Origin of the sequence: Kitasatospora sp. MAP12-44, assembly GCF_029892095.1 — a bacterium.
Taxonomy (GTDB): domain Bacteria; phylum Actinomycetota; class Actinomycetes; order Streptomycetales; family Streptomycetaceae; genus Kitasatospora.
The window spans coordinates 7,862,046-7,877,625 of record NZ_JARZAE010000004.1 but is presented as its reverse complement, the minus strand read 5'-3'; the positions used below and the strand labels follow the sequence as shown (position 1 = coordinate 7,877,625).

Here is a 15,580-nt window from a genome sequence, read left to right as displayed (position 1 = left end):
CAGAGTACGAGCGGCGGCGGCCGACCCCCCGGGGTGGGGTCGGCCGCCGGGTGGGTCAGAGTTGCTGGAGCCAGTCCTCGATGAGCTGTGCCGTGAGTGCCGAGTCCTCGCGGATGAGGGAGAGGTGGTCCGCGTCGACGGTGCGGATGTAGGCGCCCGGGACCAGGGGGGCTGCTTGGGGGGTCGGGTCGGTGGTGGGGAGGAGGGGCTTGGCGCAGGTGATCAGCAGGACGGGGGCGGTGGTGTGTTCGACCTCCAGTTGGTTGAGCAGGACCATCCAGCGGCCCATGGCCGAGAGGCGGGAGTTGGTCAGGCGGACCGGGGAGGCGTCCGCGCTCTTGGTGAAGTTGAGCTGCATCATGCCGGTGTAGTCGACGCCCTCGTCCGCGTTGTGCTGGAAACTCAGGGTGTCGAGCAGGACCACGCCGGCCGGGCGGATCCCCCAGGTGCTCTCCAGCAGGCCGGCGGCCGCGTAGGCGAACGATCCGCCCGAGGAGTGGCCGACCAGGACGAACGGGTTGCCGTCGGCCGCGCGCAGGGCGCTCTCGGCGATCGTCCGGGTGGCGACCTCCGGGTTGGCGGGCAGGCGCTCGCCGGAGGCGAAGCCGACCAGCGGCAGTGCGCAGACGTCGCGCTCGCCGCGGAAGTGGGCGGCGAGGCGGGCGTACTGGTGGATGCCGGCGTTGGCGGTCGGTGCGCTGACGCAGACCAGGCGCGGCTCGCTCGCCCCCTCGGCCAGGGTGGCCGCCCAGGGCAGGTCCTCCAGTTCGGCCGTGGCCGCGAAGGTCGGGCGCAGGGCCGCGACCGTGGCGAGCATCCGCTGTGCCTCGGCGACCTTGCCCGTGCCGAGCGCGTCCATGAACAGCCGCTCCAGCGAGTCGATCTCCGTCTCCCCGCCGGGCACGGCGACGGCGACGGCGCCCGAGGCGTCCAGGCTCGGCTGGGCGGAGAGTTCGCTGCGGATCCAGCCGGCCAGGTCGCCGGGGGTCCGGCTGTCGAAGACCACCGTGGCCGGCAGCCGCAGTCCGGTGACGGCGGCCAGCCGGTTGCGCAGCTCGACGGCGGTCAGTGAGTCGAAGCCCAGCTCGTAGAAGTCCCGGTCCTCGGCGATGTCGCTCGGCGAGGCGTGGCCGAGCACCACGGCGATCTCGGCGCGCACGCTGTCCACCAGGAAGCGCATCCGGTCCTGCTCGCCGAGCTGGACCAGCTGCCGGGTGAAGGAGAGCGCGCTCTCCGCCCCGACACCCGCGCCCGCACCGGCGGCTGAGCGACGGGCGGTGCGGACCAGGCCGCGGAAGAGCGGCGGCACGTCGTCCTGCGGCCGCATCGGGCCGCCGGCCAGCGCCAGCGGGATGACCAATGGCTCGTCGAAGCCGATGGCGGCCTCGAAGAGCGCCAGGCCCTGCTCGACGGAGAGCGGCGGGATCCCGCCGGACTGCATGCGCCGCATATCGGTGTCGCTCAACTCGCTGGTCATGCCGTCGTCCTGGGCCCAGGGGCCCCAGGCGAGCGAGATGCCGGCCAGTCCCAGCGACCTGCGGTGGTCGGCCAGGGTGTCCTGGAAGGAGTTGGCCGCCGCGTAGTTGCCCTGACCGGGGCTGCCCATCACGCCCGCGATGGAGGAGAAGGTGACAAAGGCGGCGAGATCGAGGTCGCGGGTCAACTCGTGCAGGTTCCAGGCCGCGTCGACCTTCGGGCGCAGCACGTCCGAGAGCCGCTGCGGCGTCAGGGAGGTGACGATGCCGTCGTCGAGCACACCGGCGGTGTGCACGACGGCGGTCAGCGGGCGGGTGGCCGGGACGGCCGCGAGCAGGGCCGCGGTCGCCTCCCGGTCGGCGGTGTCGCAGGCCGCGATCGTCACCTCGGCGCCCAATGTGCGCAGTTCGTCCGCCAGTTCGGCCGCGCCGGGTGCCTCCGGACCGCGCCTGCTGGTCAGCAGCAGGTGGCGCATGCCGCTGGTGACCAGGCGCCGGGCCAAGTGGCGGCCGAGGGCACCGGTGCCACCGGTGAGCAGCACGGTGCCTTCGCGGTTCCACTCCGGCGCGGTCGCCCGGCCGGCCAGTCGGGCCAGCCGGCCCACCCGCAGGACGCCCTCGCGGACCACGAACTGCGCCTCGCCGGCGGCCAGCGGGGCCCGCAGGGCGGGCAGCGCCGCGCTGACGTCCTCGTCCTTCTCGATGTCCAACAAGGCGAAACGGTCGGGGTGTTCGGAGTTGGCCGAGCGCACCAGGCCCCAGGCTGCGCCGCCCGCGAGGTCGTGCAGGATGTCGCCGTCGGCGCCGCGGATCGCGCCGCGGATCGCGCCGCGGGTCACGAAGAGCAGCCGGGAGGCGGCGAACCGGTCCTCGGCCAGCCACTCCTGGACCAGAGCGAGGACCCGGGCGGTCTGCGCGTGCACGGTCGCCGGGATGTCGTCGACGACGGCAGGCAGCGCCACCACGACCAACTCGGGTACGTCCGAAGGAAGTTCTGCCAGCGAGCCGACCGAGGAGCCGAGGTCGAACCCGTCGGTGCCCAGCGCCACGCAGCGCACCGGCTGGGACGACTCGGCCACAGCGGCCGGCACCCACTCGACCCGGAACAGCGGGTCCCGAGCGCCGCCGCCCGCCGCGAGCGCGGTGGCCGGGGCCCGCAGTTCGAGCGACTGCACCGACAGTACGGCCATGCCCTCGACGTCGACCGCGGTGAGCGAGACGGTGTCGTCGCCGAGCCGGGACAGCCGCACCCGCAGCAGCGCAGCGCCGCCCGCGTGCAGCGACACGCCCTGCCAGGCGTGCGGCAGCAGAGTGAGCCCCTCGTCGCCGACGCCGACCAGCGCGGCGGCGTGCAGGGCAGCGCCGAGCAGGGCCGGGTGGATGCCGAAGTACCGGGCGTCCTCGGCGGGTTCGCCGGCGAGTTCGACCTCGGCCACGACGTCCTCGCCGTGCAGCCAGGCCGCCCGCAGGCCTTGGAAGGCGGCGCCGGGGCCGCCGGCGCGGTAGAAGCCGTCCAGGTCGACGGCGAGTGCGCCGGCCGGCGGCCAGGCGGCAGTCACGGTCTGCGGCGCCGGGGCGTCCGGGCTCAGCGTGCCGGTGGCGCAACGCGTCCACGGCTCGTTCGGGGCGGCCTCGCCGGAGCGGGCGTAGCAGCTGACCGTCCGGTCGCCGCCGGCCTCGGGGGCGCCCACCCAGACCTGGATGACCGGGTCCTCGCCCTCGGTGAGCAGCAGCGGCTCGGCGAGCGTGAAGTCCTTCACCCGGCCGCAGCCGACCTGGTCACCGGCGGCGATCACCAGCTCCAGAAAGCCGGTGGCCGGGAAGAGCAGCGTGCCGGCCACCCGGTGGTCGAGCAGCCACGGGTGCACCCGGGTGGAGAGCCGGCTGGTGAAGAGCAGCCCGTCGGAGCCGGCCAGCGGGACGGCGGCGCCGAGCAGCGGGTGCTCGGCCGGGACCAGGCCCACCGAGCCGACGTCGCCCGAGAGCGCCGCCGGGCGCGGCCAGTAGCGCTCGTGCTGGAAGGCGTAGGTGGGCAGGTCCACCCGGCGGGCGCCGGTGCCGGCGAACGCCTGGGTCCAGTCGACCGGGACACCCGCGACGTGCAGGTGGGCGAGGGCGGTGAGCAGCGCGCTCTCCTCCGGGCGGTCCTTGCGCAGCAGCGGGGCGACCACGCAGTCCTGGTCGTCCCCCAGGGTCTGGCGGACCAGCGCGCTGAGCACTCCGTCCGGGCCCAACTCCAGGAACGCCATTGCTCCCTGGGAGCACAGCGCGGCCACGCCGTCGGCGAAGCGGACGGCCTCACGGACGTGGCGGACCCAGTACTCCGGGGTCGAGACCTCCGAAGTCGCCGTCTCGCCAGTGAGGTTGGAGATGAGCGGGATGCTCGGTGCGGCGAAGGAGAGGCCGCTCACGACCTCACGGAACTCCGCGAGCATCGGGTCCATCAGCGGCGAGTGGAAGGCGTGCGAGACCCGCAGGCGGGTGCTCTTGCGGTCCGCGAAGTGCGCCAGGACCCGCTGCACCGCCTCCTCGGCGCCGGATATCACCACCGAGGACGGCCCGTTGAGGGCGGCGATCGAGACGGCGGCGTCGAGCAGCGGCAGGACCTCGTCCTCGGTCGCCTCGACGGCCACCATCGCACCACCGGCGGGCAGCGCCTGCATCAGCCGGCCGCGCGCGGCCACCAGGGCGCAGGCGTCGGCCAGCGAGAGGACGCCCGCCACGTGCGCGGCCGCGACCTCGCCGATCGAGTGACCGGCCACGAAGTCCGGTCGCACGCCCCAGGACTGAGCGAGCCGGAAGAGTGCGACCTCGACCGCGAAGAGCCCGGCCTGGGCGAAGTCCGTCCGATTCAGCAGCTCTTCGGCCTCGCCCCACACCACCTCACGCACGGGCGTGTCGAACTCCGCGCACACCGCGTCGAAGGTCTCGGCGAAGACCGCGAAGCGGGCATACAACTCCCGTCCCATGCCAAGCCGTTGCGAGCCCTGTCCGGAGAACAGCACGGCCAGCGGACGGGTCGAGGCCACCCCGCGGGCGACCTCCACGCCGTCCAGCAGCACCGCACGGTGAGCAAAGCTTGTGCGGCCTGCGGCCAGTGCGAGGCCCACGTCCAGGGCGGAGATGTCGGCGAGTGCGGCGAGGCGGCCCAGCTGGGCGTCCAGGGCCGCCTCGGACTTACCGGAGACGACCTGCGGCACGGCAGACGGCGCGAGCACCGGCTGTGGCGGCTCCAACTCCTCGAGCGCCGGGGCCTGCTCGATGATCGTGTGAGCGTTGGTCCCGCTGATCCCGAAGGACGACACGCCCGCGCGCCAGGGCCGGTCCACCTCGGGCCAGGGCCTGGCCTCGGTAAGCAGGTCCACCGAACCGGCCGTCCAGTCCACGTGGGTGGACGGCCGGTCGATGTGCAGCGACTTGGGCAGCACGCCGTGCCGCATCGAGAGCACCGTCTTGATGATGCCGGCAACCCCGGCGGCGGCTTGGGTGTGGCCGATGTTGGACTTCAACGAGCCGAGCAGCAGCGGACGTTCGCGGTTCTGACCGTAGGTGGCCAGCAGCGCCTGGGCCTCGATCGGGTCGCCCAACGAGGTGCCGGTGCCGTGACCCTCCACGACGTCCACCTCTGCGGCCGTCAGGCCCGCGCCGGCCAGCGCCTGGCGGATCACCCGCTGCTGGGAAGGGCCGTTGGGGGCGGTGATGCCATTGGAGGCGCCGTCCTGGTTGACCGCGGAGCCGCGCACCACGGCCAGCACCTCGTGCCCGTTGCGGCGCGCGTCGCTCAGGCGCTCCAGCACCAGGACGCCCACGCCCTCGGACCAGTTCGTGCCGTCGGCGGCGTCCGAGTAGGCCTTGCAACGGCCGTCCGAAGCAAGGCCGTTCTGCACGGTGAAGCCGGCGAAGCTGACCGGTGTGGTCATCACGGTGACGCCGCCGGCCAGCGCGAGCGAGCACTCGCCGTTGCGCAGCGACTGGGTGGCCCAGTGCAGAGCGACCAAGGAGGAGGAGCAGGCGGTGTCGACCGTGACAGCCGGGCCCTCCAGGCCGAACGTGTAAGAGATCCGGCCGGAGAGCACGCTGGTGGCCAGGCCCGTACCGGCGTGGCCGCCGATGTCCTCGCGGGAGTTCATCATCAGCGTCGCGTAGTCCAGGCCGTTGGTGCCGACGAAGACGCCGGTCCGGCTGCCCTCCAGCTGCTCGGGCGCGATGCCGGCCTGCTCGAAGGCCTCCCAGGAGGTCTCGAGCAGCAGGCGCTGCTGCGGGTCCATCGCCAGCGCCTCGCGCGGCGAGATCCCGAAGAATGCGGCATCGAAGTCGGCAACGCCGGGGACGAAGCCGCCCTCCAGGGTGGCGCTGCGCCCGCGTCCGTCCCGGTCACCGGCCTGCAGGGTGCGCAGGTCCCAGCCACGGTCCTCGGGGAAGCCCGCGATACCGTCGCGGCCCTGGGCGACCAGCTCCCACAGCTCCTGCGGGGAGCGCACGCCGCCCGGCAGGCGGCAGGCCATGCCGACGATGGCGATCGGGTCGTCGGCGACCGGGGACAGGACGGACGGCGTGTCCGACTCGCCCTGCTCGTCGAGCAGTTCGGCGAGCAGATGCTCGGCCAGCACGGTGGAGGTCGGGTAGTCGAAGACGGTGGTGGCCGAGAGGCGCAGGCCGGTGGCCAGCTTCAGACGGCCGGGCAGCTCGATCGCGGTCAGCGAGTCGAAGCCGAGGTCACGGAACTTGCGATCCGGCGCGATGGCCGAGCGATCGGCGTAGCCGAGGACGGCTGCGACGTGCGTGCGCACCAGGTCGGTGAGCAGCACCAGGCGCTCGGCCTCGGGCAGTGCGCGCAGGCGCTGCCCGAGTTCCGAGGCCGCCGAGGCGACCTCGCGGCGAGCCGCTTCGGCGTGCGCGATCGCCTCGCGGGCGGCGGGCAGCTCCCGGAGCAGCGGGTTGCCGCGCAGGCCGACCAGGGTGTCCAGGAGCTGCGGCTGAAGCAGGTCGAGCAGCACCAGCGCCGGTGCGGGCCGGGCGACGGCCTGCCGCAGGGCGGCGACGGCCAGCTCCGGGTGGATCACCGGGATCGCGGTCCGGCGCGGCGCTTCGGCCGAGCCGGCAGCGGCGGCGGAGGCGGAGGCGGAAGCAGAAGCGTCGTCGCCGAGCCAGGCGCCCCAGGCCACCGAGGTGGCCGGTCGGCCCTGGGCCCGGCGGCGCTGGGCGAGGGCGTCCAGGACGGCGTTGGCGGCGGCGATGTTCGCCCGCCCCGGGCTGCCGACCGCGCCGGCCACCGAGGAGAACAGCACAAAGGCGTCCAGGTCCTGATGCCGCGTCAGCTCGTCCAGGTGCAGGACGGCCGTCACCTTGGCACGGTGGACGGCCTCGAAGCGCTCGGGCGTGAGGTCGTCCAGCACCCCGTCGTCGACCAGGCCCACCGCGTGCACGACGGCCGACAGCGGCTGAGTCGCCGGGACGGCGGCCAGCACGGCGGCCAGCTGCTCGCGGTCGGCCGCGTCGCAGGCGACGACAGTGACCTCGGTGCCCGAGGCGCGCAGCTCGTCGGCCAGCTCCATGGCACCGGGCGCCTGCGGGCCGCGCCGGCTCAGCAGCAGCAGGTGCCCGGCACCCGCGCCCGCCAACCAGCGGGCGAGGTGGGCACCGCGGCCGCCGGTGCCGCCGGTGATCAACACCGTGCCGCGGGGCTCCCACCCCGCGTCGGGCGAGCCGATCGGGGCGGGCAGCAGGCGGCGTCCGTAGAGGCCGGCGGGCCGCACCGCGACCTGGTCCTCACCGTCCAGACCCGCCAGCACGGCGGCCAGCCGCTGCACGGCGCGCTGGTCGAGCATCGGCGGCAGGTCGACCAGGCCGCCCCACTGCTGCGGATACTCCAGCGCCGCGACCCGGCCCAAGCCCCAGACCCCGGCCTGCGCCAGGGCCGTCAGCGGCTCGGTGCGGTTGACCGCCACCGCGTCGCGGGTGACGCACCAGAGCGGTGCGGTGATCTCGGCGTCGCGCAGCGCCTGGAGCAGGGCCGCGGTCGCCGTGACGGGAGCGACGGCGTCCTCGACGTCCTCGACTGCGAGGAGGGACAGGACGCCGGTGAACGGGGTTCCGGTAGAGGGAAGTTGACGCAGCAGCTCGGCGAGCGCGGTGCGCTCGGGTGCCTCGATGTTCAGGCAGAGAGCGTCGGGGCCGACCGCCTTGAGCACGGCCGCCGTCCACTCCTCGTCGGCGCAGCGAGCGGGGGCGACGACCAGCCACGTGCCGGTCGGCCGGGCCGCGGAGGCGCCGGACAGCAGCTTCCAGGACTCGTGGAAACGCAGCGCGTCCAGCTGGGACTGGTCGCGGCGGTGCCGGCGCCAGGACGACAGTGCGGGCAGCACCGCGCCCAGCGCGTCGGTGTCCACGTCCAGGTCGGCGGCCAGGCTGTCCAGGTCCTCGCCGTCCACGGCCGCCCAGAACTGTGCGTCGAGCGGGTCCTCGGCCGTGGCGCCGGCCCAGTCGGGGGCGGGGTTGGTCTCGGGCCAGTAGCGCTCGTGCTGGAAGGCGTAGGTGGGCAGGTCCACCCGGCGGGCGCCGGTGCCGGCGAACGCCTGGGTCCAGTCCACCCGGACGCCCGCCACGTGCAGGTGGGCGAGGCCGGTGAGCAGCGCGCTCTCCTCGGGACGGTCGGTGCGCAGCGTGGCGGCGACCACGCAGTCCTGCTCCCCCAGCGCCTGGCGGGTCAGCGCGGCCAACACACCGCCGGGGCCCACCTCCAGGAAGGCCGAGACGCCCTGGGAGCGCAGGGTGGCGATGCCGTCGGCGTACTGGACGGTCTCGCGGACGTGGCGCACCCAGTAGTCGGGGGTGCAGAGCAGCTCGGCGGTCGCCGGCTCGCCCGTCAGGTTCGACACCAGCGCGATCTTCGGTGCGTGGAAGGAGAGTTCGGCGACCACGGCGCGGAACTCGTCCAACATCGGGTCCATCAGCGGCGAGTGGAAGGCGTGCGAGACGCGCAGTCGGGTGCTCTTGCGGTCCGCGAAGTGGGCCAGGACACCAGCCACCGCCTCCTCGGTCCCGGAGAGGACGACGGCGGACGGTCCGTTGACGGCGGCCAGCGAGACGAACTCGCCGAGCAGCGGGCGTACTTCGTCCTCGGTGGCCTGGAGGGCGAGCATGCTGCCGCCGGTGGGTAGGGCCTGCATCAGGCGGCCGCGCGCGGCCACCAGGGCGCAGGCGTCCGCCAGCGAGAACACGCCGGCCACGTGCGCGGCGGCGATCTCACCGATCGAGTGGCCGGCCACGAAGTCCGGTCGCACGCCCCAGGATTCGAGCAGTCGGTAGAGCGCGACCTCGACCGCGAAGAGCCCGGCCTGGGCGTAGGCGGTCTGGTTCAGCGCCTCCTCGTCGGTGCCGCGGAGCACGTCCGCGAGCGGACGGTCCAGGTGCTTGTCCAGCCGCGCGCAGACGGCGTCGAATGCCTTCGCGAAGGACGGGTAGCGGGCGTACAACTCCTGTCCCATGCCCAGGCGCTGGGAGCCCTGGCCGGAGAAGAGCAGCGCGAGCGAACGGTCGTCGGCCACCCCGCGGGCGGCCTCGACGCCGTCCAGCAGGACGGCGCGGTGAGCAAAGCTCGTGCGACTCGAGGCCAGGGCGTGGCCGATGTCCAGGGCGGACCTGTCGGTGAGTGCGGCGAGGCGTTCCAGCTGGGCGTCCAGGGCTGCCTCGGACTTGCCCGAGACCGTCCACGGCACCACGACGCCCGGCAGCACCGCCGGTTCGTCCACGACGAGCGGCGGCGCCTGCTCGACAATCACATGCGCGTTGGTCCCGCTGATCCCGAACGCCGACACCGCCGCGCGACGCGGCCGGTCGGTCTCGGGCCACTGGGCGGCCTGGGTGAGGAGTTCGACCTCGCCGGCCGACCAGTCGACGTGCGTGGACGGCGCGTCCACGTGCAGGGTGCGCGGCAGCACGCCGTGCCGCATCGCCAGCACCATCTTGATCACGCCGGCGACACCGGCCGCCGCCTGCGTGTGGCCCAGGTTCGACTTCAACGAGCCGAGCAGCAAAGGTCGTTGGCGGTCCTGACCATAGGTCGCGAGCAGCGCCTGCGCCTCGATCGGGTCACCCAGCGTCGTCCCGGTGCCGTGGCCCTCGACGGCGTCCACCTCGGCGGCCGACAGGCCCGCGTTGGCGAGCGCCTGGCGGATCACGCGCTGCTGGGACGGGCCGTTCGGGGCAGTCAGGCCGTTGGAGGCGCCGTCCTGGTTGATCGCCGACCCACAAAGGATGGCAAGGATCTCGTGGCCGTTGCGGCGGGCGTCGGAGAGTCGCTCCAGCACGAGGACGCCGACGCCCTCGGACCAGCCCGTCCCGTCCGCCGCATCCGCAAAGGCCTTGCAGCGCCCGTCCGTTGCCAGCCCGCCCTGGCGGGTGAAGCCGGGGAAACCGAGCGAGGACGACATCACGGTGACGCCGCCGGCCAGCGCGAGCGAGCACTCGCCGCTGCGCAGCGACTGAGCCGCCAGGTGCATGGCGACCAGAGAGGAGGAGCAGGCCGTGTCGATGGTGACGGCCGGGCCCTCAAGGCCGAAGGTGTAGGAGATCCGGCCGGAGACGACGCTCGCGGCGAGACCGGTGCTGGCGTGACCCTCGATGTCCTCGCGGGAGTTCATCACCAGCGTGAGGTAGTCCTGGCCGCCCGTGCCGACGAAGACGCCGGTGCTGCTGCCGCGCAGCGTGGTCGGGTCGATGGCCGAACGCTCGATCGCCTCCCAGGAGGTCTCGAGCAGCAGGCGCTGCTGCGGGTCCATCGCCAGCGCCTCGCGCGGCGAGATCCCGAAGAAGCCCGCGTCGAACTCGCCGATCCCGTGCAGGAATCCGCCCTTGGCGGTGGCGCTGCGCCCGCGGGCGTCCGGCTCGCCGCCGAGCAGCATGTCCAGGTCCCAGCCGCGGTCGGTGGGGAAGTCCGCGATGCCCTCGCGGCCCTCGGAGACGAGGTCCCACAGGTCTTCCGGAGAGGCGATGCCGCCCGGCAGGCGGCAGGCCATGCCGACGATGACAACGGGGTCGTCCGAGAGGCCGGCCGCCACGACGGGCGCGGCGGCGTCGCCGTGCTCGTCCAGGAGCGCGGCGAGCAGGTGCTCCGCGAGGACGGTGGGGGTCGGGTAGTCGAAGACGAGGGTGGCCGGGAGCCGCAGGCCGGTGACGGCCGTCAGGCGGTTGCGCAGCTCCAGCGCGGTCAGCGAGTCGAGGCCCAGGTCGTGGAAGTCGCGCTCCGCGCCGATGGTCTGCGCGGAGGCGTGGCCGAGCACGCCGGCGGCCTCGGTGCGGACCAGGTCGACGAGGTGGCGCACGCGCTCGGCGTCGCGCAGCTCGTACAGCCTGGTCGCCAGCGCCGTCGCCGTCCCCGCGCCGCCCTCGGCGGTCGCGGCCAGGCGGCGCCCACCGCGGACCAGCCCCCGGAACATGGTGGGGGTCTCGCCCCGCATCGGGGCCGCGCCCGAGGTCGCGAGCCGGCCGAGCGGGACGAGGAAGGGCGCGTCGACGGTCATCGCCGTGTCGAGCAGGGCCAGGCCCTGGGCGACGGTGAGCGGCGGGACGCCGGAGGAGTTGATGCGGTGCATGTCCGCCTCGGAGAGCCTCCCGGTCATGCCGGTGGTCTGCGCCCAGGCGCCCCAGGCCAGCGACTGGCCGGCCAGACCGCGCGAACGGCGGTACTGGGCGAGAGCGTCCAGGAAGACGTTGCCCGCAGCGTAGTTGCCCTGACCGGCGCTGCCCATCACACCGGAGATGGAGGAGAACAGGACGAACGCGGAGAGGCCGAGGTGCTCGGTCAGCTCGTGCAGGTACCAGGCAGCGTCCACCTTCGGGCGCAGCACGGTAGAGAGCCGCTCGGGGGTGAGGGAGGTGACGACGCCGTCATCCAGCACACCGGCGGTGTGCACCACCGCACTGAGCGGGACGCCGGCGAGGGCGGCTGCCAGGGCCTCGCGGTCGGCGACGTCGCAGGCCGTCACGGTCGCCTCGGCGCCCAGAGCGGCCAGCTCGGCCACCAACTCGACGGCACCGGGGGCCTGGAGGCCACGGCGGCTCAGGAGGAGCAGGCTGCGGACGCCATGCTTCGCCACCAGGTGACGGGCCACCTCGCGGCCCAGGCCACCCGTACCGCCGGTGACCAGGACCGTCCCGGACGGATCCCAGCTCGTGACACCTGCGGACCTGCCCAGGCGGGCGAGTCGGCCGACCAGCACCGCGCCGTCGCGCACCACCACCTGCGGCTCACCCGCCGCCAGCACCTCGGCCAGCGGCAGCACCGCGTCGGAGTCCACGTCCACCAGCAGGAACCGGCCCGGGTTCTCCGACTGCGCCGAGCGCACCAAACCCCACACCGCAGCCCCGGCCAGATCCTCACCACAGACCGCACCCCGCGTCACGAACACCAGGCGCGAGCCCGCGAACCGCTCCTCCGCCAACCACTCCCGCACCAGGCCCAGCACCCGCGACGTCAACGCGTGCACCGACTCCACCACAGCACCGGAACCGGCCACCGGAACCACCACCACCGCCTCATCACCGCCGACCTCCGCCAGCGAGACGACGTCGGCAGCCAGGGTCAGGCTGCGCGGCACCTCGGCGGAAGCGCGAGAACCGACCGCCGGCACCCACTCCAGGCGCAGCAGCCCGTCCAGGGAGCCACCCATCGCAGTCGCGAGCGAGGCGGGTAGAGCCGACAGGGTGACGGACTCGGCGGAGAGCACCGGTGCGCCTTCGACGTCGACCACCGCGAGGGAGACCGTGTCCTCGCCGGTCTTCACCAGGCGGGCCCGGACCAGCGCGGCGCCGGCCGCATGCAGGGACACCCCGCTCCACGAGGACGGCATCGGCTCCAGCCCGGCGAGTCCTGCCGTCCCCAGCACCGAGGCCAGCAGCGCCGGGTGCAACCCGAACCGCCCGGCATCCCGCGCGGGGTCACCCGTCAACCCGGCCTCGACGAATACCTCGTCGGACCGACGCCACACCGACCGGACGCCCGGCAGACCCTCCGCGTCCACCACCACCGCACCACGCGGCGGCCACACCGAGGCGTCGAACTCCGCCACCCGCTCACCCGCCACCAACACACCCGACGCATGCTCGAGCCACGGACCGTCCACCACACCGGCAGCACGCGAGAAGAAGCCCACCGCACGCGCACCCGACGCGTCAGGAGCGCTCACCCAGATCTGGATCGCCACCGCGCCGTCCTCCGACAGCACCAGCGGCTCGGTGAGCGTGAACTCCTCCACGCGGTCGCAGCCGACCTGGTCACCGGCGCGGACGGCCAGCTCCAGGAAGCCGGTGGCCGGGAAGACCACCACGCCGTCCACGCTGTAATCCGCCAGCCACTGGTGCGCGTTGAGGGAGAGCCTGCCCGTGAGCAGCATGCCCTCGGACGTCGCCAGGGAGACCGTCGCACCGAGCAGCGGGTGGTCCGCTGGGGTCAGACCGGCGCCCGTCACGTCACCGACGTGGACGGCGGCGCGTGGCCAGTAGCGCTCGTGCTGGAAGGCGTAGGTGGGCAGGTCCACCCGGCGAGCGCCGGTGCCGGCGAACGGCTGCGACCAGTCGATCGCGACGCCGGCCACGTGCAGCCGGGCGAGGCCGGTGAACAGCGCGGCCTCCTCCGGTCGGCCCTTGCGCAGAGCGGGGGCGGCGACGGCGTCCTCGTCCCGGACCAAGGCGGTCAGGATGCCGTCGGGTCCCAACTCCAAGAACGCCGAGGCGCCTTCTGAGGTCAGCGCGGCGAGACCGTCGGCGAAGCGAACAGCCTCGCGGACGTGCCGCACCCAGTACTCGGGGGTGCACACCAGCTCCGGCACGGCCAACGCGCCCGTCACATTCGATACCAACGGGATCTTCGGCGCGTGGAAGGAGAGTTCGGCGAGCACGGCACGGAAGTCGTCCAACATCGCGTCCATCAACGGCGAGTGGAACGCGTGCGAGACCCGCAGGCGCGTCCACTTCCGACCCTCGAACCGCGCGCGGACCGCCTCCACCGCGTCCTCGGTTCCCGAGATCACCACGGACGACGGGCCGTTGACGGCCGCAAGGGAGACGAACTCGCCCAACAGCGGAAGGACTTCGTCCTCCGTCGCCTGGAGAGCGACCATCGCGCCACCGGCGGGCAACGCCTGCATCAGGCGACCACGCGCCGCCACCAGGGCACAAGCGTCCACCAGCGACAACACACCCGCCACATGCGCCGCCGCGACCTCACCGATCGAGTGACCCGCCACGAAGTCCGGCACCACGCCCCACGACTCGACGAGCCGGTAGAGCGCAACCTCCACCGCGAACAACCCCGCCTGCGCGAAGTCCGTCCGATTCAACAGCTCCTCGTCCGCACCCCACACCACCTCGCGCACGGGCACGGACACGTCCAACTCCGCACACACCGCGTCGAAGGCCTCCGCGAACACCGGGAAGCGCGCATACAACTCCCCTCCCATGCCCAGCCGTTGCGACCCCTGACCGGAGAACAGCACCGCGAGCGACCGCTCGACCGCCACCCCACGCGCCACCTCCACGCCGTCCAGCACCACCGCACGGTGCGCAAAGCCCGTCCGCGCCGCCAGCGAGAAACCCACATCCAGCGACGAGGCAGCAACAGCGGTCAGCCCGGCCAACTGCGCATCCAACGCCTCCCCGGACTTCCCCGACACCACCCACGGCACCACACCCGCCGTGCGCGACGGGGACTCGGCATCCTCGGCCTCCTCGGCCGGGGGTGCCTGCTCGATGATGGTGTGCGCGTTGGTCCCGCTGATGCCGAACGCCGAGACCGCCGCGCGGCGCGGGCGGCCCGTCTCCGGCCAGTCGACCATCTCGGTGACGAGCTTGACCTCACCGGCCGACCAGTCGACGTGCGTGGACGGCGCGTCCACGTGCAGCGTGCGCGGCAGCACACCATGCCGCATCGCCATCACCGTCTTTATGACGCCCGCAACACCCGCCGCAGCCTGCGTGTGACCGATGTTGGACTTCACCGACCCCAGCAGCAGCGGCCGGTCGTCCGTGCGCTCCTGCCCGTAGGTCGCGAGCAGCGCCTGGGCCTCGATCGGGTCGCCCAGCGGCGTCCCCGTCCCGTGCCCCTCGACCGCGTCCACCTCGGCAGCCGACAGACCCGCGCTCGCCAGCGCCTGGCGGATCACCCGCTGCTGGGACGGACCGTTCGGGGCCGTCAGACCGTTGGAGGCACCGTCCTGGTTGACCGCCGACCCCCGGACGACGGCCAGGATCTCGTGCCCGTTACGACGCGCGTCGCTCAGGCGCTCCAGAACCAGGACGCCCACGCCCTCCGACCAGCCCGTCCCGTCCGCCGCGTCCGCGAACGCCTTGCAGCGCCCGTCCGAGGCGAGTCCGCCCTGTCGGCTGAATCCGGAGAAAGCCATCGGCGTGGACAGCACGGTCACACCACCCGCCAGCGCCATCGAGCACTCGCCGGCGCGCAGCGAGTGAGCCGCTACGTGCAGAGCGACCAACGACGAGGAGCACGCGGTGTCCAGGGTGACCGCCGGGCCCTCCAGGCCCAGCGCGTACGAGACGCGCCCGGAGAGCACGCTCGCGGTGAGGCCGGTGGTCGCGTGACCCTCCATGTCCTCGTCCGAGCCCATCACCACGCCGACGTAGTCGACACCGGCCGTGCCGACGAAGACGCCGGTCCGGCTGCCGCGCAGCGCCACCGGGTCGATCCCGGCCCGCTCGAACGCCTCCCACGAGGTCTCCAGCAGCAGCCGCTGCTGCGGGTCCATCGCCAGTGCCTCGCGCGGCGAGATGCCGAAGAAGTCCGCGTCGAACGCGCTCGCGTCGACGAAGCCGCCCTCGATCGTCGCGCTGGAGCCGTCACCCTCTCCTGCCAGGGCATCGAGGTTCCACCCCCGGTCGGTCGGGAAGCCGGAGACTCCGTCCCGTCCTTCGGCGAGCAGCTGCCAGAACTCCTCCGGCGAGCGTACGCCGCCCGGCAGCCGGCAGGCCATGCCGACGATCGCGATCGGCTCCTGCTGGCCCGACTCGACTTCCAGCAGCCGTTGGCGAGTCTGGTGCAGGTCGGCCGTGACCCACTTGAGGTAGTCAACGAGCTTGCTGTCGTTCGACAT

General features: G+C 73.5%; 1 protein-coding gene. It reads right to left on the bottom strand.

Going from position 1 to position 15,580, the window contains the following annotated elements; all coding sequences use genetic code 11:
• Nucleotides 1-55 precede the first annotated feature (55 nt).
• Nucleotides 56-15,580, bottom strand: coding sequence for a type I polyketide synthase (locus P3T34_RS35670; RefSeq protein ID WP_280670362.1), 15,525 nt, complete (start codon nucleotides 15,578-15,580; stop codon nucleotides 56-58).